This is a genomic window from Halomonas ventosae (assembly GCF_004361885.1).
GTDB lineage: Bacteria > Pseudomonadota > Gammaproteobacteria > Pseudomonadales > Halomonadaceae > Halomonas > Halomonas ventosae_C.
This window is the reverse complement of record NZ_SNWH01000016.1, coordinates 1-18,277: the sequence shown is the minus strand read 5'-3', so window position 1 is coordinate 18,277 and position 18,277 is coordinate 1. Positions and strand designations below refer to the sequence as shown.

20 protein-coding genes and 1 pseudogene are annotated in these 18,277 nt (G+C 63.5%); 18 read left to right on the top strand and 3 right to left on the bottom strand.

Annotation, left to right across the window (positions count from 1 at the left end; translation table 11 throughout):
* Positions 1-9: 9 nt before the first annotated feature.
* From DFO68_RS15525 to DFO68_RS11590, 14 genes are all read left to right on the top strand, one after another.
* Positions 10-180 (top strand): hypothetical protein, encoded by a 171-nt coding sequence (locus DFO68_RS15525; protein WP_166637563.1) that lies wholly within the window; start codon positions 10-12, stop codon positions 178-180.
* Positions 173-742, top strand: coding sequence for an integrating conjugative element protein (locus tag DFO68_RS11650; RefSeq protein WP_133483812.1), 570 nt, complete (start codon positions 173-175; stop codon positions 740-742). Before DFO68_RS15525 ends, DFO68_RS11650 begins: the two co-directional genes overlap by 8 nt.
* Before the next feature lie 9 nt (positions 743-751).
* A complete protein-coding gene (gene traD / locus DFO68_RS11645) occupies positions 752-3,043 on the top strand; it encodes a type IV conjugative transfer system coupling protein TraD (protein WP_133483811.1) in 2,292 nt (763 codons plus the stop codon).
* Complete coding sequence (locus tag DFO68_RS11640; RefSeq protein ID WP_089689194.1) at positions 3,012-3,302, top strand: hypothetical protein; 291 nt, start codon at positions 3,012-3,014, stop codon at positions 3,300-3,302. The genes traD and DFO68_RS11640 overlap by 32 nt, the downstream gene beginning before the upstream one ends.
* Position 3,303: 1 nt before the next feature.
* Entirely contained in the window at positions 3,304-3,996 is a 693-nt protein-coding gene (locus DFO68_RS11635; protein WP_133483810.1) for a TIGR03747 family integrating conjugative element membrane protein, read from the top strand.
* 194 nt (positions 3,997-4,190) lie between these two features.
* Entirely contained in the window at positions 4,191-4,553 is a 363-nt protein-coding gene (locus DFO68_RS11630) for an RAQPRD family integrative conjugative element protein (protein ID WP_133483809.1), read from the top strand.
* On the top strand, positions 4,553-4,768 hold the full coding sequence (locus DFO68_RS11625; RefSeq protein ID WP_095623369.1) for a TIGR03758 family integrating conjugative element protein: 216 nt from the start codon (positions 4,553-4,555) through the stop codon (positions 4,766-4,768). Before DFO68_RS11630 ends, DFO68_RS11625 begins: the two co-directional genes overlap by 1 nt.
* 59 nt (positions 4,769-4,827) lie before the next feature.
* Positions 4,828-5,190 (top strand): TIGR03745 family integrating conjugative element membrane protein, encoded by a 363-nt coding sequence (locus tag DFO68_RS11620; protein WP_133483808.1) that lies wholly within the window; start codon positions 4,828-4,830, stop codon positions 5,188-5,190.
* A complete protein-coding gene (locus tag DFO68_RS11615; protein ID WP_095623367.1) occupies positions 5,190-5,573 on the top strand; it encodes a TIGR03750 family conjugal transfer protein in 384 nt (127 codons plus the stop codon). Before DFO68_RS11620 ends, DFO68_RS11615 begins: the two co-directional genes overlap by 1 nt.
* On the top strand, positions 5,570-6,217 hold the full coding sequence (locus DFO68_RS11610) for a PFL_4703 family integrating conjugative element protein (protein ID WP_133483807.1): 648 nt from the start codon (positions 5,570-5,572) through the stop codon (positions 6,215-6,217). Before DFO68_RS11615 ends, DFO68_RS11610 begins: the two co-directional genes overlap by 4 nt.
* On the top strand, positions 6,214-7,086 hold the full coding sequence (locus DFO68_RS11605; RefSeq protein WP_133483806.1) for a TIGR03749 family integrating conjugative element protein: 873 nt from the start codon (positions 6,214-6,216) through the stop codon (positions 7,084-7,086). Before DFO68_RS11610 ends, DFO68_RS11605 begins: the two co-directional genes overlap by 4 nt.
* The gene (locus tag DFO68_RS11600; RefSeq protein ID WP_133483805.1) at positions 7,083-8,525 is read left to right on the top strand and encodes a TIGR03752 family integrating conjugative element protein; all 1,443 of its coding nucleotides are present in this window, start codon (positions 7,083-7,085) and stop codon (positions 8,523-8,525) included. The genes DFO68_RS11605 and DFO68_RS11600 overlap by 4 nt, the downstream gene beginning before the upstream one ends.
* Positions 8,488-8,955, top strand: a complete 468-nt coding sequence (locus DFO68_RS11595) for a TIGR03751 family conjugal transfer lipoprotein (protein ID WP_432206842.1) — start codon at positions 8,488-8,490, stop codon at positions 8,953-8,955. Before DFO68_RS11600 ends, DFO68_RS11595 begins: the two co-directional genes overlap by 38 nt.
* Entirely contained in the window at positions 8,955-11,873 is a 2,919-nt protein-coding gene (locus tag DFO68_RS11590) for a conjugative transfer ATPase (RefSeq protein WP_133483804.1), read from the top strand. The genes DFO68_RS11595 and DFO68_RS11590 overlap by 1 nt, the downstream gene beginning before the upstream one ends.
* 20 nt (positions 11,874-11,893) lie before the next feature.
* On the opposite strand, the gene DFO68_RS11585 is transcribed toward DFO68_RS11590, so the two are convergent.
* Positions 11,894-12,775, bottom strand: a complete 882-nt coding sequence (locus DFO68_RS11585; RefSeq protein ID WP_133483803.1) for a LysR family transcriptional regulator — start codon at positions 12,773-12,775, stop codon at positions 11,894-11,896.
* Positions 12,776-12,881: 106 nt separating this feature from the next.
* Between DFO68_RS11585 and DFO68_RS11580 the strand changes: the two genes are divergently transcribed.
* From DFO68_RS11580 to DFO68_RS11565, 4 genes are all read left to right on the top strand, one after another.
* Positions 12,882-14,003, top strand: a complete 1,122-nt coding sequence (locus tag DFO68_RS11580) for a muconate/chloromuconate family cycloisomerase (protein WP_133483802.1) — start codon at positions 12,882-12,884, stop codon at positions 14,001-14,003.
* Between the two features lie 63 nt (positions 14,004-14,066).
* Positions 14,067-14,357 (top strand): muconolactone Delta-isomerase, encoded by a 291-nt coding sequence (gene catC, locus DFO68_RS11575; protein WP_133483801.1) that lies wholly within the window; start codon positions 14,067-14,069, stop codon positions 14,355-14,357.
* Between the two features lie 68 nt (positions 14,358-14,425).
* The gene (gene catA / locus DFO68_RS11570; protein ID WP_133483800.1) at positions 14,426-15,400 is read left to right on the top strand and encodes a catechol 1,2-dioxygenase; all 975 of its coding nucleotides are present in this window, start codon (positions 14,426-14,428) and stop codon (positions 15,398-15,400) included.
* A 62-nt stretch (positions 15,401-15,462) separates the two neighbouring features.
* A complete protein-coding gene (locus tag DFO68_RS11565) occupies positions 15,463-16,503 on the top strand; it encodes a TRAP transporter substrate-binding protein (RefSeq protein ID WP_133483799.1) in 1,041 nt (346 codons plus the stop codon).
* A gap of 92 nt (positions 16,504-16,595) precedes the next feature.
* Here DFO68_RS11565 and DFO68_RS11560 read toward each other — a convergent pair.
* Positions 16,596-17,015: pseudogene (locus DFO68_RS11560) on the bottom strand (IS5 family transposase); the annotation flags it as partial.
* A gap of 18 nt (positions 17,016-17,033) precedes the next feature.
* On the bottom strand, positions 17,034-18,236 hold the full coding sequence (locus DFO68_RS11555; protein WP_208107418.1) for an ISL3 family transposase: 1,203 nt from the start codon (positions 18,234-18,236) through the stop codon (positions 17,034-17,036).
* Between the last annotated feature and the right edge of the window lie 41 nt (positions 18,237-18,277).

The window sequence follows — 18,277 nt, the reverse complement described above, 5'->3', positions numbered from 1 at the left end:
GTTCCATCGATGATTCACTCTGCCCCCTATCGTTGCCCTTACTGCGGGGCAACGGCCTGGCGCGAGCCCCACGAGATCGAGCCGCCAATCGACTACTGCCATGAAGAGGCCCATGGCTCCTGGGAGGAGTACCTGGGGGAGTACGGTGAAGATACGTCGGGGGAGGTGCCTGATGCGTGACGGTCGCTGCCGAGCTTTACCCGCCTTGGTCAGTGGGCTCTTCGCGTTGCTTGCCGCCGGCGCCCAGGCGGAGACGATGCCGAGCATGTCCCTGGCCGAGCGGCCTGCCCTGGAGGTGCTCGCCGATCATGGCGGCGAGCCGGCCCGCCCCTACTTCGTCGCCATCGGCATGGCCGACGTGCCGGAGGAGGAGGGCTATGCCCCGGATACGCGTGCGCCGGTGCCGTTCAGCGAGGCGGATATGCTGCCGGTGACCAGCGAGCAGCTATCGCCCGGCGAGGTGCGCTTCCGCCCGCTGGAGCTGCCTAGCCGCATGACGCCCTTCTTCCTGGTCGGTGACGATGCGCTGTCGCTGCGCTGGCTGGAGGCCCGCGGGGAGGCCCTGCGTGAGCTCAACGCGGTGGGATTGATCGTCGAAGTGGCCACGCCCGAGGGGCTTGAGCGCCTGCGCGATGCGGTGCCGGGGCTTGAGCTGCGCCCCACGCCGGGGGACGACCTGGCCGGTCGGCTGGGCCTGGCCCACTACCCGGTGCTGGTGACGTCTCAGGGGCTGGAGCAGTAGGAGCGCGCAATGAACCAGACACACCCCCTGGAGGCGCTGCTGCGCCCGTCGGTAGAGCTCAACACCGCCCTGGTCTGCCTGGCCTGCGCGGTACTCTGCATCATGGCGCCCTGGTCTCTGGCCCTGTCGCCCAGCGTGGGCTACGGCATGGCCGCAGGCTTTGCTGCCTTTGGGCTGTGGCGGGCTCGGCAGGCCTGGGTGGTGCTGCGCTACCGTCGCAACATGAAGCGCCTGCCGCGCTTCGCGCTGCGCAGCCGGCAGATTCCGGTTAGCCAGCGGCTGCTGTGGATGGGCAAGGGCTTCAAGTGGGAAGCGCGCCACACCCAGCGGCTGCATGAGAGCCAGCAGCCCCACGTGCAGCGCTATCTGCGCCCGGGGCCGGCCTACCGCCTGGCCCGTGAGATGGAAAACCGGCTGGAGTGCCATGCTGCCGGTCGGCCGCTGGTGAAGCTGTTCGCGTCGGATGTGCCCTGGAATCCGGTGCGCCCGCTGCCGCCGGTGGGCGGCATGGCAGCACTGCATGCCGTGGAGTGGAAGGAGCGCGATGTCTACTTGCCCCTCGGGGAGCGGGTGGGTCACACCCTGGTGGAGGGCACCACCCGGGTTGGCAAGACCCGGCTCGCCGAGATCCTGATCACCCAGGACATCCATCGCGGTGACGTGGTGATTGCCTTCGACCCCAAGGGCGATGCAGACCTGATGATCCGCATGTATGCCGAGGCACAGCGGGCGGGCCGCGGCGACGCCTTCTACGTCTTTCATCTGGGCTGGCCAGATATCTCGGCGCGCTACAACGCCGTGGGCCGCTTCGGGCGCATCTCGGAAGTGGCCACCCGGCTTGCCGGCCAGCTCTCCGGCGAGGGCAACAGCGCCGCCTTCCGCGAGTTCGCCTGGCGCTTCGTCAATATCGTGGCCCGGGCCCGTCATGCACTGGGGCAGCGCCCCACCTACGATCAGATCCTCTCGGATGTGGTGAACATCGATGGCCTGATGATCGAGTACGCCCAGCAGACCCTGACGCGCCATGACCAGCACGCCTGGGAGCGCATCACCACCATCGAGGGCAAGCTCAACGACAAGAACATCCCCCGCCAGTTTCAGGGGCGTGACAAGCGGGTGGTGGCCATCGAGCAGTATCTGCAGCAGGTCAAGGTGGTGGACGCCGTGCTCGAGGGGCTGCGCAGCGCCGTGCGCTACGACAAAACCTACTTCGACAAGATCGTGGCGAGCCTTCTGCCGCTGCTGGAGAAGCTGACCACCGGGCGTATCGCCGAGTTGCTCTCGCCGGACTACGACGATATCGAAGACCCCCGGCCGATCATCGACTGGCAGCAGATCATCCGCAAACGGGGCATCGTCTACGTAGGCCTGGATGCCATGTCTGATTTCGAGGTGGCCCAGGCGGTGGGTAATTCGATGTTCGCCGACCTGGTCTCGGTGGCCGGCCATATCTACAAGCACGGCATCGATGACGGCCTGCCGGCGGTGAACGGCAAGCGCATGGGCAAGGTGCCGATCAACCTGCACTGCGACGAGTTCAACGAGCTGATGGGCGACGAGTTCATCCCGCTCATCAACAAGGGGGGCGGCGCCGGCATCCAGGTCACCGCCTATACCCAGACCCTCTCCGACATCGAGGCGCGCATCGGCAACGCCGCCAAGGCCGGTCAGGTGGTCGGCAACTTCAACAACCTGGTGATGCTGCGGGTACGCGAGGAGAAGACCGCCGAGCTGCTGACCCGACAGCTGCGCCAGGTCAACGTGGCCACTCGCATGCTGGTCAGCATGGCCTCCGACTCCAGCGACATCGCCAACGATATCGACTTCACCAGCTCCGGCGGCGACCGCATCAGCACCGTGCAAGTGCCGATGATCGAGCCGGCGGACGTGGTCTCGCTGCCCAAGGGGCAGGCCTTCGCCCTGCTCGAGGGCGGCCAGCTCTGGAAGGTGCGCATGCCGCTACCGTTACCCGATAAGGGTGAGGACATCCCCGGCAGCATCGCCGAGCTCGCCGAGCGCATGAAGCGCGACTACACCACCGGCGAGCAGTGGTGGACCGCGGTGATGCCGCCGCCGGTGAACCTGGATCTGGGCGAGCTAGGGGCTGAACTCCCGATGCGGGCCCGCGATGCCCAGGAGCCGCCGCCTGCGCGGACAGAAGCTCGAGCGGAGGCGCGGGAAGACGAGGCCAAGGCGCGCCGGCAGGGGGAGGAGGCTGAGGATCAGCTGCTCAACGAGTGGCCGCTGGCCCAAGAGATGGAGAACCGTGATGAACATCGAGACAACGCCCATGACGCCTGATACCGCGGCAACCGCCATCGTCTCCAGTGTTGCCCTGGAGAGCGGCTCCCTGAGTGAGCTGCCTCAGGCCCTGTTCGGGCTACTCGACTACGTGGTCATCGGGATCGACCGCGTCGAGCTGACCCAGCACGCCTATCGCAAGGGGCTTTCGCCAGTATGGGAGCAGGGCGAGCACCCTCATGAGGGGCGGCTGATCCTGCACTACCACGATCGCCGCTGGTCGCTGCTCTGCTCGCTGACGCCAGTCAGGGTGCACTGAGATGGCCACGGCGGAACGTGCCCAGGAAACTCGACGCGGCTGGTTCTCCACGCTATTCGGCCTTCCATTTCAGATTATTGCGGTGCTGGTCGTGTCGCTCCTGATGTCGGTGCTGGTCGAGTGGGCGGGAATCCACTGGCAGTGGTGGAGCCAGCCCGGGGCCCAGCATGCGCTGGAGACCCTGGAAACCGAAGTGGCCCGACTGGATACCCACTTCACGCGCTCGCTGCTGGTCTCGGACCCGGTCGCCCTGGCGACCCGAGCCGTCACCAGCGCCCACGAGTGGCTGTTCGTGAGGAGCGGGATAGCGGACTGGCTTGAGAACAGCGCCCATCACGGGGGTTGGCTCGGCACCCTGCATGTCTACGTGCAGGCGGCGCTCTACGTCACGCTGATGACCCTGACCCGTGTGGTCATTCTGCTGCTGACCTCGCCGCTCTTTGCTCTGGCGGCCCTGGTTGGTTTCGTCGACGGCTTGGTGCGACGCGACCTGCGCCGCTTCGGTGCGGGGCGAGAGTCCGCTTTCATCTACCACCATGCCAAGCGGGCCATCACGCCGGTCTTCGTGGTGGGCTGGCTGTTCTACCTGAGCGTGCCCTTCGCTATTCATCCCAACGCCTTCCTGCTGCCCTGCGCGGCCCTATTTGGCTTGCTGATCAGCATCGCCACGGGAAGCTTCAAGAAGTACCTCTGAAACTCCACATCGCAGGCCTTCCGCGGCCTCGCCGCTATCGTCCGGAGCCGGTGCGGGCTCCGGTGCTTGCGTGTCTAGGGTATTGAGCAGGCGAAGATAAACGTCGTGTGCGGCGCTTATGGTTTCCTGCTGCGCTGCACCCTGGCGGGCGACAGGATGAGGACAATGCCAGCCAACGGATGGACTGTCTTGTCATGACGTTTCGCCGCTTGCCACGAGCCCTGTCGCCCCTGCTTCTGACGCTGCTGACCGCTCAGTTCGGCGCTACCTACTCCGCCTATGCCAACGACCGCGACGGCGTGCGCGATGAGATCGCCCGCCAGGACCTGGCGCTGATCCAGGATCAGCTGGCCCAGATCCAGCGCATTGTGGATCGGCTCGAGATCCGCGTTGGGGAGTTCGACCCTGAGACCACCCGCGTCTTCCTGGATGTGCCGCGCCTGCGCCGGGATATCCAAGCCGTGGACAAGGGCATCGATGACGTACTCGAACCGCCTCGATTGCCGCCCCGCCAGCCGGTGCCCCTCGCCGGGGACTACCTGCGGGAGTTGCGCTAATGGAGGCCTTCGCCGCCGGTGCCGGCTTCGAGGCGCCACCCCTGGGAGTCCTTATTGCCGGGGTGGGCTGCACCGTGGTGCTGCTCTGGGCGTGTTGGAGCGCCATCTCCTCCTATCGAGGCTACGCCAAGGGGCGCGTCAGCGGCGATGACTTCGGCTTTGCCGCGCTGCGCGCCGTCTTCCTGGTCGTGGTGATGTTCTGGGTTTTCCTCTGAGGTCGCCGGCCTCGCACTCTGCGTCATTCAACAATTCGTTACTCAAGAAGGAGCTCGTTATGACTACCGTGCGTTCACTCTGCTCCCGTGTTCGTACCCGAGGCCTCGCCATGATGGCCGCGGCAGGACTTGTGCCGGCTCAGGCCATGGCGCAGGGGCTTCCCACCATGGAGGCGCCGTCACGGGGGGAGGGCGATGGCCTTCTCACCACGCTACAGAATTATCTCTATGACTTCGGCGCCCTGGGCGGCCTGATACTGGCCACGGTGGCGTTCCTGATCGTCGCGATTGCCGCCATTGCCACCTTCAACGAGGCACGGGTTCGCGGCGAGTGGTCGAAGTTCGGCGTAGTGGTCGTCGTGGGGGTAGTGCTGATCGTAGCCATTATCTGGCTGGCGACCAAGGCCGCGGAGATCCTCTGATGGTTAACCGTCTCGACTTTCTGCCGACTCGCCTGAATGCCGCACCGGTGGTGTTTCGGGGCATGACCGGGCACGAGGTTGGGATGATGGCTCTGGGCGGAGTAGCCGCGGGATTGCTTCCGGGCGCGATCGGCGCCTGGCTGCTGGGAGCCATCGCCATGGTGCCGACCGTGGCGTTTGCCTGTGCCGGCATGGCGCTCTACGTCGGTGGCGCCGTGATGCGGCGGCTACGTCGCGGCCGTCCCGCCTCCTGGCTCTACCGCAGCCTACAGTTTCGTCTCGCTCGGCAGGGCATCCGTCTCAGGGGAGCCGACGCCTTGATCACCCGTTCCGGTCCCTTCTCACGGCGGCGGATGCGCTACCAACCGGGAGGACGCCCATGAGCCGCTTTCGTCACGCCCTTAGCGCACGGGATGCCCATATCACCACCCTGCGCCTGGTCATCTTGGTGTTGGCCTTGTTATGCGCTGGTCTGTGGTGGGGCTGGAAGTCGGCTCCCGAGAACTTGACCATCCACAACCCGCCCGACCTGCGCTCAGGCAGCACCCGCGCCTGGTGGGAGGTCGACCCATCGAGCGTCTACGCTTTCGGGTTTTACGTCTGGCAGCAGATCAACCGCTGGCCCGCGGATGGTCAAGCCGATTACCGCCGCAACCTGAGGGCCTATTCACCCTTTCTTACCCCCTCCTGTCAGCGCTACTTGGCCAAGGACTACGAGGACCGCGATCGCCGCCAGGAGCTTTCCGGCCGGGTACGCGGCATCTACGAAATTCCCGGGCGAGGTTATCGCGCCGATTCCGTGGAGATCCTTAGTCGTGATGCTTGGGTGGTTACCCTGGATATGGCCATCGACGAACAGTACGCCGGCACGCCGGTTCGCGATCTGTTCATTCGCTACCCGCTGCGGGTGGTGAAGGCCGACGTGGACCCTCAGCGCAACCCCTGGGGCCTGCAGGTGGACTGCTTCGATGGCATTCCTCAGCGGCTGTCGGTACCAGATGCAGAGAAGCAAGGAGGCTCCTCATGAAGCGTGTGATGCTGGCCTGGTTGGTCACCGCCGTGTTCGTCGGTGAGGCGCTGGCTGTGGAGGTCATGCACTGGGAACGTCGACCGCTGGCGATACCGCTGCCGGTGGATGAGGAGCGGATTGTCACCCTGGACCGCAACGTTCGCGTGGGCCTGCCACCGGCATTGGCCAATCCCGAGGTACTGCGCGTACAAAGCGCCGGGGGCGTACTCTATCTGAAGGCCTTCGAGACCTTCGAAACCCAGCGTGTTCGCGTGCAAGACGTGGAGAGCGGGGATGTGCTGCTGCTGGACCTGTCGGCCGGGGAGGGCGTTAGTAGCGAGGAGATCCTGGTGGTGGATAGCCGAGAGTCATCCACGGCCAGTTCTTCCTCGGACAGCGGCGGTGCGAACACAGTGTCGACCCCGCCATCGTCGGCTCAAGCGTCAGGCAGTGCTGCACAGCGCGCGTCCACCACTCCTGTGCCGGTGCTACTGACCCGGCATGCCGCCCAGTCCCTCTATGCGCCGCAGCGCACCATCGAGCCCCTGCGCGGCGTCTCTCGCGTGCCCATGCGGCTGCCCGAGTCGCTGAGCACTCTGCTGCCGTCGCTGCCGGTGACCGCCACGCCCCTGAGCGCCTGGCGGCTCGATGGCTGGACGGTCACCGCGGTGAAGCTCGAGAACAACGATCGGCAGCGCGCCTTCGAGATGGATCCGCGCTGGCTGCAGGGGGAGTTCTATTCCGCGACCTTCATGCACCCCTATCTGGCGCCGCGAGGCTCCATGGAGGACACCACCACGGTCTTTCTGGTCACTCAGCGCGGCGGCCTGGACAGGGCCCTGATCCCGCTGGAGGAGAAGGATAAGGTCGAGGAGGGCACCTCATGACCCTGCGTAGCAATACCCTGCTGAAGATTCTGGTGCCTGGGCTGTTGGTGATCGTGTTGCTGATCCTGGTGCGCAGCCTGAGCGGAGGCGAAGCCGACTCTGAGGCAGAAATCGCCGAGACTGACCCGACGCTAAGCCTGACCGATGACGAGCTGCAGGCGCTGGGCATCGAGGGGGATACCCCGCGGGATACCGTGGCCACCTTGGTCGGCCACGTGCAGGCCATGCGTCGCGACTTGGAGCAAGCCCAGGCGGAAACACAGGCGCTGCGCGACCAGAACGAGCAGCTGATGAGCCGCCACCAGGATGTGGACGGTGCCATCGATGAAGCACTGCGCCGTGAGCGCGAACGGCTACGTCAGGAGATCGCGCGGTCCAAGCCGGACAGCTCCATGCTGGGCACCTTGCAGCGTCAGCTGGATCAGCTGCGCCGCCAGGTGGATGGGCAACGTGATGATGACCTGCCCATCGGCCTGGGGCTTGAGGGAGGTGGTGGCCCTGATGGGACATCCTACTCGGGCCCTGGCTCGGAGCATGCGCTGACCTGGGTCGAGCCCCTGGACGCCCAGGAGGATGAGCGTGGGCGTGGCGAGACTACCTTCCCGACCGGCTTCCGTGAGGCCGCCGAGGAACTGGGCGAAGCGGCCCAGCATGCTTCCAGCGCGGCAGAAAGCCGGGTGACCGGACGTCCCGATGAATCCAGCGTGGAGCCCGTCTATACGCTGCCGGAGAATTCCACCCTGATGGGCTCGGTGGCGATGACGGCGCTGCTGGGCCGGGTGCCCATCGATGGCACCGTCAACGACCCCTATCCGTTCAAGGTAGTGATCGGCCGCGAGAACCTTACCGCCAACGGCGTCACCCTGCCCGAGGTGGAGAGCGCCATCGTCAGCGGCACCGCCACCGGTGATTGGACGCTCTCCTGCGTGCGTGGCCAGGTCAACTCGATGACCTTCGTCTTCGAGGACGGCACTGTGCGCACCCTGCCGGCTCCCGATGACGTCAACTCGGGAGACGGCTCGAACCGCACCATCCTCGGCTGGCTCTCCGACCCGCGGGGCCTGCCCTGCATCCCCGGGGATCGCAAGACCAATGCTCAGCAGTTCCTGCTCACCAGCTTCATCCTGGGCGCCGCCGAGGCCGGCGCCGATGCCATGGCCATGAACGAAGTCACCACCAGTGTGGACAGCGGTGGCGTGGTCAGCGGCCTGACCGGTGACTCGGGTCGCTATGCCGCCAGCCAGGCCCTGGCCGGCGGCGTCTCCGGCGTGCGCCAGTGGGTGCAGGAGCGCTTCGGCCAGACCTTTGATGCTGTCTATGTTCCCCCGGGTCAGCCGGTCGCCATCCATATCGAGCGTGAGCTGCCCATCGACTATGAAACCCAAGGAAGGAGGGTGCGATATGACCGCTCGAGTGCGGCCAATCTCGATCTGCCGTAGCGCCACCATGTCGATGGCGGTCATGTTCACGAGCCTGACGATGACCGGGTGTGCGACCTCTCAGGAAGAGCTGATGCCGGTGGGTGACACCACCATGATGGAGATTTGGCAGAACCAGGCCGGCCAAAGTACTGGTGAGCGCCGCCCGCTGGATGTGCGCAGCGAGCTTCGCCGTCCGCTGAAGAGTGACGACATGGTAACGGAGCACCTGCGCTACAGCCGCGATGTAGGCAACGAGATCTACAGCCAGTTCCGCCGCCTGCCCAACCCGGACCTGGTGATGTACGTCTTTCCCCACCTGGCAGGAACTGAGCAGGTGCCGGTACCCGGCTACTCGACGGTGTTTCCCCTCTATCAACGCGTTCAGTACGCCATGCCCGGTGAGAGTGCGCGAGCCACTGCGGACTGGGTCGACGGGAGGGCTCTCTGATGTCGCAGTTCGATGCGCTGATGAATCGCCTCTTCGGCAGTGCCAAGGCCGATGATAGCGACCAAGGACAAGGACTGGATGAGCTGCTATCGGCGTCGCCTTGTGCGCGAGACCCTGAAGCCCAGTCGATCGAGCCAGATGCCCTCGCTGCCCTGAGCCATGATATCCAGGGGCGGCCTTTGGCTCTGCCCCGGGGCAAGGCGCCCTCCGTGGCCGAGCTACGCTCGCACTTCCGTCGGGCGCCGTCCTTCAGCAACTACCTGCCCTGGGTGGAGTTCCTACCCGAGTCGGGCTGCTTTCTGCTCGAGGATGGGGTTTCGGTGGGGGTAGTGGCCGAGGTCTTCCCTATCGCCACCGAGGGCCGCGCTCCGGAGTCTCTGGAGGCGATTCGCGACCAGATCGAGGCCGCCTTTCAGGACAGCCTGCCGGAGTATGAGCAGCACCCCTGGGTGGTGCAGCTCTTCGTCAAAGATGAAGTCGACGCCCGCCCCGACCTGGAGCGCATGCGGGACTATGTGCGGCCGCGGGCCCGGGAGACCGAGTTCACCCAGGACTGGTTGGCGAGCATGGGCGCTCACCTCAAGGCGATCTCCAAACCGGGTGGGCTGTTCCAGGATGACGGCGTGACCCAGACCCGCTGGCGGGGCCAGACCCGTCGCACGCGCCTGGTGCTCTACCGCTGGCTCGGCAAGAAGCGCCAGGCGGGAGAGCGTCAGCGGGGGCTCTCCCCCGAGCAGGCCGCCAATCAGGTCTACGACCGGCTGGCCGCCGCGCTGCACGGCGCGGGCCTGCGCCTGGAGCGCTACGACGGGCGCGCCTTTCACCGCTGGCTGCTGCCGCGCTTCAACCCGCGGCCGCGGCTGGCCCCCGATGACCCGGCGCGCTTCTACGCCCTGTGCGACTACCCCGAGGACGCCGGTGACGTGGCCTGGAACTACGACCTGGCCGAGGGAATGCTCTTCAACTCGCCCCGGGGCGATGTGGAGACGGGGCTCTGGTGGTTCGATGGGCGACCCCAGTGCTGTGTGGTGGTGGAGGAGATGCGCCGGGCGCCGGTGGTGGGCCACCTCACCGGCGAGGTGCGCCGCTCCGACGGGCAGGCGAGCAATGCCCTGATGGACAAGCTGCCCGAGGGCACCGAGGCGGTGCTGACCATTGTGGCGACACCCCAGGAGCCCCTGGAGGACCATATCAACCGCCTGCACAGCAAGGCGGTAGGCGACAGCGTGCTAGCCCGACAGGTCCGCGAGGACTGCGAGACCGCCCGCCGCTACCTGGGTCAGAACCACAAGCTCTACCAGAGCACCCTGGCTTTCTTCCTGATGGGTGAGAACGAGCAGGACCTCCAGCAGCGCAGCATGGCGCTGGCCACTCAGCTTCTGCAGGTCAACCTCTCGCCGGTGGATCCTGAAGATGAAGTCGCCGGCCTGAACACCTACCTGCGCTGGCTGCCGATGAACTTCGACCCGGAGCAGGATCGCAAGAACCGCTGGTACACCCAGTTCAACTACGTCCACCACTTGGCCAATCTGGCGCCGGTGTTCGGGCGCGGCCGCGGTACCGGCCGGCCGGGGATGACCTTCTTCAACCGTGGCGGCGAGACCTTCAGCTTCGACCCGCTGAACCTCGAGGATCGCTCGGCCAACGCCCACATGCTGGTGTTCGGCCCCACCGGGGCCGGCAAGTCGGCCACTCTGAACGGCGTGCTGAGCCAGGTCATGGCTATGCACCGCCCGCGGCTGTTCATTATCGAGGTGGGCAACAGCTTCGGGCTGCTGGGCCAGTATTTCGAGCGCAAGGGGATGAACGTCAACCAGGTCAAGCTGTCGCCGGGCTGCGGGGCCAGGCTGCCGCCGTTCGCAGCGGCCACGCGGCTGCTGGAGAATGAGGTGGAGGAGCGCCGCCTGGCCCGGGATGCCGAGGACGTCAACCCCTTCGAGGAGGCGCCCCTGGAGGAGGACGAGGAGCAGCCCGACGAGGAGCGCGACCTGCTGGGCGAGATGGAGATCACCGCCCGGCTGATGATCACCGGCGGGGATCCCAAGGAGGAGCGGGAGTTTCGCCGCGCCGACCGGCGTATGGTGCGCGACGCCATCTACCGTGCGGCGGAGCGCTGTCGGGAAGAGGGCCGCGACTGCATGACCCAGGACGTACGAGAGGCGCTCTATGCGATCTCACGCGATACCGAGATCCCGGAGGAGCGGCAGCGCCGCGCCTATGACATGGGCGAAGCCATGGGGCTGTTCTGCGACGGCTTCGACGGCGAGGTCTTCAACCGCCCCGGCACCGCCTGGCCCGAGTGCGACGTGACCATCATCGACTTGGCCCACTTCGCCCGAGAGGGCTACGAGGCCCAGCTAGCCCTGGCGGTGATCAGCGTGACCAACATGATCACCAACCTGGCCGAGCGCGACCAGTACAGCGGGCGGCCCATCGTCCAGGTCATCGACGAGTGCCACCTGCTCACCGTCAACCCGCTACTCAGCCCCTATCTGGTCAAGGTGGGCAAGATGGGCCGCAAGCTCTCCCACTGGATTTGGATGGCTACCCAGAACCTCGAGGACTTCCCGGACGCAGCCCGCAAGCTACTCAACATGATCGAGTTCTGGCTGTGTCTCTACATGCCGCCTGACGAGATCGAGCAGGTCAGCCGCTTCAAGGAACTCACCGCCACCCAGCGCAAGCTGATGGCCTCCGCCACCAAGGTCTCCAAGAAATATACCGAGGGGGTGGTGCTGTCAGGACGCCTGGAGGCGCTGTTCCGGGTGGTGCCCCCCAGCCTCTACCTGGCCCTAGCCGGCACCGAGGGCGAGGAGAAGGCCGAGCGCATGCGCGTGATGCGCGAGCAGGGCTGCTCGGAGCTCGAGGCGGTAATAAAACTCTCTGAAATCCTTGATCATAATCGTGGGATATTCTGATGCCTTGGAAGATGGAGATACTATGTTTCGATTTGCCTTGTCATAATTCTATTTATTTCTTTCGTCAAAGGAGTGTTGGGGTCCCCCTTTCGACGACTGCAAATTACCTGTGTGAAAATGCTTCCATCCGCTAGTCGGGCATAGGTGATACCACTGCGCTGTACGTTCATGACCTGCTCGGGAACAAGAGTAATTCCAAGTCCAGACGCTACAAGTCCAAGCGCAGTCTGAAGTTCGTTGGTTTCTTGAACGACTCGTGTCTTGATGCTTCGGCGATGAAAAAACCCTTGGACTAAATCTGCAAAGCTGGGGCGTGGCCGAGCAGGGAAAAGTATCAATGGATGGTGGGCTAATTGCTCGAGTGTGGGAGTAGAGCCCTCCAAACAGTGACCGGTGGGTAAGGCAGCAAGCAGTGGCTCGTCGAATAGTTTTATTTGCTCAATATCAGGGTCATCTATCTTCAGGCGGCCAAAACCAATGTCGATGCGCCCCGCCTTCAGTGCCTGAACCTGCTGTATCGTGGTCATTTCAACCAGATTCAGCTCCATCTCATCCTTTTGTCGTAGCTCGCGCACCAACAGCGGCAGCTGATCGTAGAAAACCGAGGGCACAAAGCCGATGCCGAGCAGTGGGCGTTGATGGCGCTCCATGCGCTGAATAGTGGCAGCAGTGCTTTCTACCTTGTCCAGTAGCTGTTGTGCCTGCTGGTAGAGGAACTGGCCAGTAGCTGTTAGGGCTAGCCCTCGGGGGCTGCGTTCAAACAGGCGAGAGCCTAAGCTGTTCTCTAAGCTTTTGATTTTCCTTGAAAGTGGTGGCTGCGTCATATGTAGACGTTTAGCTGCATGAGTCATATTCAGCTCCTCAGCGACCACACAAAAAGTACGTAGCTCGTGCAGGTCCATCATACCTCCCAGGGTATGGCAGTGTGAGCAAACAACATTGGTTCGTAGGTTGCGGCGCAGTTAAGACTGTCACGGTATTACCACATACCCGAACCGGATACTGCCCGTGACCGCCACTATCCAGTCCATCGAGACGCTGCTGGTCGACCTGCCGACCATCCGTCCCCACAAGCTCTCCATGACCACCATGGCCTGTCAGACCATGGTCATCGTGCGGATGCGCCACAGCGACGGCATCGAGGGCCTGGGGGAGGGCACCACCATCGGTGGATTGGCCTACGGCCCCGAGAGCCCCGAGAGCATCAAGTGCAACATCGACGCCTACCTGGCGCCGCTGCTGATCGGCCAGCCCTCCGGCAACGTCAACGCCCTGCGCGCCCTGCTCAACCGCCACGCCCGCGGCAACATGATCGCCAAGTCGGCGCTGGAGACCGCGCTGCTCGACGCCCAGGGCAAGCGCCTGGGCCTCTCCGTGGCCGAGCTTTTGGGCGGCGCCCGCCAGGCCCACCTGCCGGTGCTCTGGACCCTGGCCAGCGGCGATACCGCCAAGGATATCGAGGAGGCGCGGCTGCGTCTCGAGCAGCGCCGCCACTGCGACTTCAAGCTGAAGATCGGCGCCAACCCGGTGAAACAGGACGTGCGCCACGTGGCCGCCATCAAGGAGGCCCTGGGCGATCGCGCCAGCGTGCGCGTCGACGTCAACCAGGCCTGGGACGAGTCTACCGCCGTCTACGGCATCCAGGCCCTGCAGGACGCCGGCATCGAGCTGATCGAGCAGGCCATTCCCGCCCGCGAGCACGCCGGCCTGATCCGCCTGGCCGACCGCTTCAACGTGCCGATGCTGGCCGACGAAGCGGTGCAGGACGCCCGCGACGGCCTCGACCTGGTCCGCGGCGGTTTCAGCGGCGCCTTCGCCCTCAAGATCGCCAAGTCAGGCGGTCTGCAGGGCGTGCTGGAGCTGGCCCACGTGGCCCAGGCCGCGGGCATCGGCCTGTATGGCGGCACCCTGCTCGAGGGCACCATCGGCACCGCCGCCTCCCTGCACGCCTGGGCGACCCTGCCCGAGATGGCCTGGGGCACCGAGATGTTCGGCCCGCTGCTGCTCAAGGACGACATCGTCGTCGAGCCACTGAACTACAGTGAGTTCGGGGTAGCGCTTCCCAAGGGCCCGGGATTGGGTATCACTCTGGATGAAGACAAGCTGGCGCACTACGCTCGCAAGCACTGAGTCGCGCCATCACCGAGACGCGCCAGCACCGAGGTGTGCCAGCGCTGATTTGAGGAGAACGAGATGCTGTTTCAGGTGGAAATGACCGTCAAGCTGCCGACGTCCATGCCGGCCGAGCAGGCCGCCGAGATCAAGGCGACCGAGAAGGCCTACTCACAGGAGCTGCAGCGCTCCGGCAAGTGGCGTCACCTGTGGCGCGTGGCCGGCAGCTACTCGAACGTCAGCATCTTCGACGTCGAGGACAATGCCGAGCTGCAGGAGCTGGTCAGCAACCTGCCGCTCTTTCCCTACATGGAGATCAGCGTCAAGCCGCTGTGCCGTCACCCGTCCTCCATCCGTGATGACGACACCTGAGTCGCGGTAGAAGCACGCCAGTTCCCGCCCGCGGGTCAGCACCAGACAACGAACGAGGATAACCGACCATGACCGTGAAGATTTTCGATACTCCCGAAGTGCAGGATTTTCTGAAGACCGTTGCCGGCTTCGACCAGGAGGGCGGCAACGAGCGTAGCAAGCAGATCGTCCATCGCCTGCTCTCCGACCTGTTCAAGCTGATTGACGATTTCGACGTCAGCGAGGAGGAGTACTGGTCCGCCGTCAACCTGCTCAACGCCCTGGGCAGCCAGACCCAGTTCGGCCTGCTCTCGCCGGGCCTGGGTTTCGACCACTTCCTCGACATGCGCCAGGACGCGGCCGATGCCGAGGCCCAGCGCACCGGGGGTACGCCGCGCACCATCGAGGGTCCGCTCTACGTGGCCGGTGCCCCGGAAGCCGAGGGCTTCGCGCGGATGGACGACGGCAGCGACCCGGATGCCGAGGTGATGTGGCTGACCGGCCAGGTGCGTGACGTCGATGGCAACCCGATCGCCGGGGCCAAGGTCGAGATCTGGCACTGCAACTCCAAGGGCGGTTACTCCTTCTTCGACCAGACCCAGAGCGAATACAACATGCGCCGCACCATCTACGCGGACAGTGACGGGCGCTACACCGCACGCAGCATCATCCCCTCCGGCTATGGCGTGCCGGAAGGCGCCCCCACCGACGTGATTCTCAAGTCCCTGGGCCGCCATGGCTGGCGTCCGGCGCACATCCATTACTTCGTCTCCGCGCCGGGTCACCAGCACCTGACCACCCAGATCAACCTGGCGGGCGACCCCTACACCTTCGATGACTTCGCCTTCGCTACCCGCGAGGAGCTGGTGGTGCCGGCCAACCGCATCGAGGATCAGGGCGAGATCGCCAAGCGCGAGCTGGATGGCCCCTTCTCCGAGGTAGTGTTCGACGTCGAGCTGTCGAAGACCGACAAGCCCGAGCTGCAGACTCGCCACGCCCGCCCGCGTGCCAAGGAAGACGAGCAGGACCAGGCCAGCCAGCTGGCCGGAACCGCTAAGGTATAAGAAATCATATATTGAAAATGTTAAAAAATAAGTAACTTTTAATAGTGTTCGGAGTTAAAAATATGAAATTCCAAAAAACCCTCCTGGCGATCTCTGTGACGGCATTTTCGAGTGCTGTAGTTGCAAGTGAAGCTGTGCAACTAGATGTTGCGAGTGCATTTTCCACTCAAACGTTCTTTGGAAAGAGTGCCCAGAATGTGTCCGGTGATCTAGAGGCAATGAGTGACGGAAATGTGTCAATGCGGGTGTATGATCCTGGCGAGCTGATCCCGGCATTTGACATTCTCAGTTCAGTATCCTCTGGTGCTGTTCCTGCAGGATGGTCCACTATTGCATATTTCGGTGGCACCATTCCTGTTGCTAACCTTTATGGTGCTCTGCCATTTAGCCCAACCGCAGAAGCTGTTTTCTCGTGGACATTTGATGGTGACGGGCGAGAGTTGCTTCAAAGCTCACTCGATCAGTATGGGATAAAAGTTTTACCTTGCTCTTATATACCACAGGAGCCTGGCGGATGGTTTAACAAGGAAATTAACTCTACAGAAGACTTCCAGGGATTGTCGATGAGGATATCTGGCTTAGGTGCCAGGGTGCTTAATGAGTTTGGAGCTTCCACCCAGCTAATCGCTGGTGATGAAGTGTATCTTGCACTGGAGAGGGGGCGAGTTGATGCTGCCGAATTCTCCATCCCAGAAGTTGACAATGCCCTTGGGCTTAGTGAAATAGCTGAAAACTACTATTTCCCTGGATGGCACCAAGGTGCTGGCTGGCTGGCGCTTCTGATTAATCAGTCTGTTTGGGATGGTTATAGCGATGTTCAGCAGGCACAATTTGAAACAGCCTGTCGTGCGAATATCCAGCGGGAGTTTAGCAGTGTTATTCCGAGGCAGATGGAAGTGCTGGATGATCTGAGAGCTCAAGGGGTTAATGTTGAGCGCTTTTCAGATGAAATTCTTTCTGAAATGCACGAGGCCTGGCAGGCAGTGGTAGAGGAGGAAAGGAATGAGAATCCAACTTTTGGGGAAGCATATGACTCGCTCATGAACCATGCTGCCATGATTGAAGAGTGGTATGATCTCCAATCACTTCCGTCTGTCAGATAATTATATCGATAGGACTTAGTTATGCATAGCAACCTGCCCTCATGGAATCGCCGAGGAGCAGTGATGTGCAATACCCTAGGGAGCGTTAACAATTAGGCTAGCCATATGACGGCGGATACAAGGTTGAGTAGCGACTGGTAGTTTCTCGCCAATCGCTCATAGCGTGTTGCCAGCCGCCTGAACTGCTTGATTTTCTGGAAGAACCTTTCTACCAGATTGCGATCCTTGTAACAGTGCCAATCTATCTCGGGGCATTCCAAGCGATTCTTTCTCGGCGGAATCACCGGCTCGGCGCCCACCGCTCGAATGATGTCCCTCAAAGCGGTGGAATCATACCCCTTGTCGCCAAGCACCGCCGCTGGAGAAAAGCCCGCCAGTAACGCTGGGGCGGCTCCGTACTCAGACGCTTGGCCCGGTGTGAGGATTAGCCGTACCGGGTTGCCGAGGGCATCGACCGCCGCGTGGATCTTGGTGCTCAATCCCCCACGCGATTTCCCCATGGCTTCGGTGCTCTGAGTCGTTTTTTTGGTTCATCGCATTTTGCCGGGAAATGCGGCACGGATCTTCAGGAAGAAATATTCCGTGTCGCGGTACCCATAAGCCATCCGTTTGATGACCTTGATTCGGTTGTTCATACCTTCCAGCACGCTGGTGTTCAGGTGGTGGCGAGCACTGGACACGATGCCATCCAGGTAGGGCTCCAGCTTCTTGGTGAAGCGCACCAGGGCGTCGATGCCGCTGCTCAACGCCATACCGGCCCACTCTTGCCAACCGCTGCGTGCCGTCGCCTCGTCCTCGGCAAACCACAGTGTCTTGAGCTGGTCCTTGAGCAGATAGACCTTGGTCAGTGAGGCATTGGCAGCCAGCAGCTCCTCCAGCTTCACCGCCTGCTCAGGCTTGAGATTGTCCTGGTTGCGCAGCAGCAGCCAGCGGCTGCCCTTGATCACCTTGCGGGCCGCCTTGTCGTCGCGTAGCTGATTGGCCTGATCGACGCGCACCCGGTCCATCACCTCACGCCCGTACTTGGCCACCACATGGAAGCGGTCGTAGACCACCTCGGCGTTGGGACACTGGGCCTTCACTTCGAGATCGAATGACGCGTTCATGTCCATGGCGACGGCCTCGATCTGCTGTCGCGCATCACCCAACCATTCGAAGAACGGGCGGATCGCCTCACGGGAGCGGCCCTCGCCGACCCACACCACCTGCTGGGTGTCGGCACAAGCAATCACCGTGGCGTAGCGGTGTCCCTTGTGGAGGGCGAACTCGTCCATCATCAGGCGGCGCAGCCGTGTCGGATCCGGCGCCGGCAAGTCACGCTGAAGGCGCTGCTTGTCGATGGTCTTGACGGTATGCCAGTGCAGGCCGACCAGGTCGGCGACATGCCGGATCGGCAGCAACGTGACCAACCGCTCCACCCACTGGCGCAACGTGGTGGTCACTGGTGAACGGCCCGGCAACCAGTCAATGCGCTCGCGTGTCGGGCCACAGACGGGGCAGCGAAGGCGACGTACCGGCACCTCCAGCTCCACCCGGTAGATCAGCAACGGGGCCTCTCGGACGCGGCGGTGATGCACGTCATGGACGAGAAAGCAGGCATGGTCACAGCCGCTGCAGACCGGCGGGACTCGGTCATCAGGCGTCAACTGGAGCCGTAGCGTTTGCTCATCCAGGAATTTGTGATGGGCGACGGTGAAACCTTTCCAGAACAGGCAGAGCGGGGTAGCATCCATGGCAACGGCGGTATCCGTGAGCAGACGTTTGTGGTGAACAT

What these genes read in the sequence shown, in the direction of transcription:
- DFO68_RS15525 (WP_166637563.1), top strand. Translation starts at nt 10, where the DNA reads ATGATTCACTCTGCCCCCTATCGTTGCCCTTACTGCGGGGCAACGGCC.
- DFO68_RS11650 (WP_133483812.1), top strand. Translation starts at nt 173, where the DNA reads ATGCGTGACGGTCGCTGCCGAGCTTTACCCGCCTTGGTCAGTGGGCTC.
- traD (WP_133483811.1), top strand. Translation starts at nt 752, where the DNA reads ATGAACCAGACACACCCCCTGGAGGCGCTGCTGCGCCCGTCGGTAGAG.
- DFO68_RS11640 (WP_089689194.1), top strand. Translation starts at nt 3,012, where the DNA reads ATGAACATCGAGACAACGCCCATGACGCCTGATACCGCGGCAACCGCC.
- DFO68_RS11635 (WP_133483810.1), top strand. Translation starts at nt 3,304, where the DNA reads ATGGCCACGGCGGAACGTGCCCAGGAAACTCGACGCGGCTGGTTCTCC.
- DFO68_RS11630 (WP_133483809.1), top strand. Translation starts at nt 4,191, where the DNA reads ATGACGTTTCGCCGCTTGCCACGAGCCCTGTCGCCCCTGCTTCTGACG.
- DFO68_RS11625 (WP_095623369.1), top strand. Translation starts at nt 4,553, where the DNA reads ATGGAGGCCTTCGCCGCCGGTGCCGGCTTCGAGGCGCCACCCCTGGGA.
- DFO68_RS11620 (WP_133483808.1), top strand. Translation starts at nt 4,828, where the DNA reads ATGACTACCGTGCGTTCACTCTGCTCCCGTGTTCGTACCCGAGGCCTC.
- DFO68_RS11615 (WP_095623367.1), top strand. Translation starts at nt 5,190, where the DNA reads ATGGTTAACCGTCTCGACTTTCTGCCGACTCGCCTGAATGCCGCACCG.
- DFO68_RS11610 (WP_133483807.1), top strand. Translation starts at nt 5,570, where the DNA reads ATGAGCCGCTTTCGTCACGCCCTTAGCGCACGGGATGCCCATATCACC.
- DFO68_RS11605 (WP_133483806.1), top strand. Translation starts at nt 6,214, where the DNA reads ATGAAGCGTGTGATGCTGGCCTGGTTGGTCACCGCCGTGTTCGTCGGT.
- DFO68_RS11600 (WP_133483805.1), top strand. Translation starts at nt 7,083, where the DNA reads ATGACCCTGCGTAGCAATACCCTGCTGAAGATTCTGGTGCCTGGGCTG.
- DFO68_RS11595 (WP_432206842.1), top strand. Translation starts at nt 8,488, where the DNA reads ATGACCGCTCGAGTGCGGCCAATCTCGATCTGCCGTAGCGCCACCATG.
- DFO68_RS11590 (WP_133483804.1), top strand. Translation starts at nt 8,955, where the DNA reads ATGTCGCAGTTCGATGCGCTGATGAATCGCCTCTTCGGCAGTGCCAAG.
- DFO68_RS11585 (WP_133483803.1), bottom strand. Translation starts at nt 12,775, where the DNA reads ATGGACCTGCACGAGCTACGTACTTTTTGTGTGGTCGCTGAGGAGCTG.
- catC (WP_133483801.1), top strand. Translation starts at nt 14,067, where the DNA reads ATGCTGTTTCAGGTGGAAATGACCGTCAAGCTGCCGACGTCCATGCCG.
- catA (WP_133483800.1), top strand. Translation starts at nt 14,426, where the DNA reads ATGACCGTGAAGATTTTCGATACTCCCGAAGTGCAGGATTTTCTGAAG.
- DFO68_RS11565 (WP_133483799.1), top strand. Translation starts at nt 15,463, where the DNA reads ATGAAATTCCAAAAAACCCTCCTGGCGATCTCTGTGACGGCATTTTCG.
- DFO68_RS11555 (WP_208107418.1), bottom strand. Translation starts at nt 18,236, where the DNA reads ATGGATGCTACCCCGCTCTGCCTGTTCTGGAAAGGTTTCACCGTCGCC.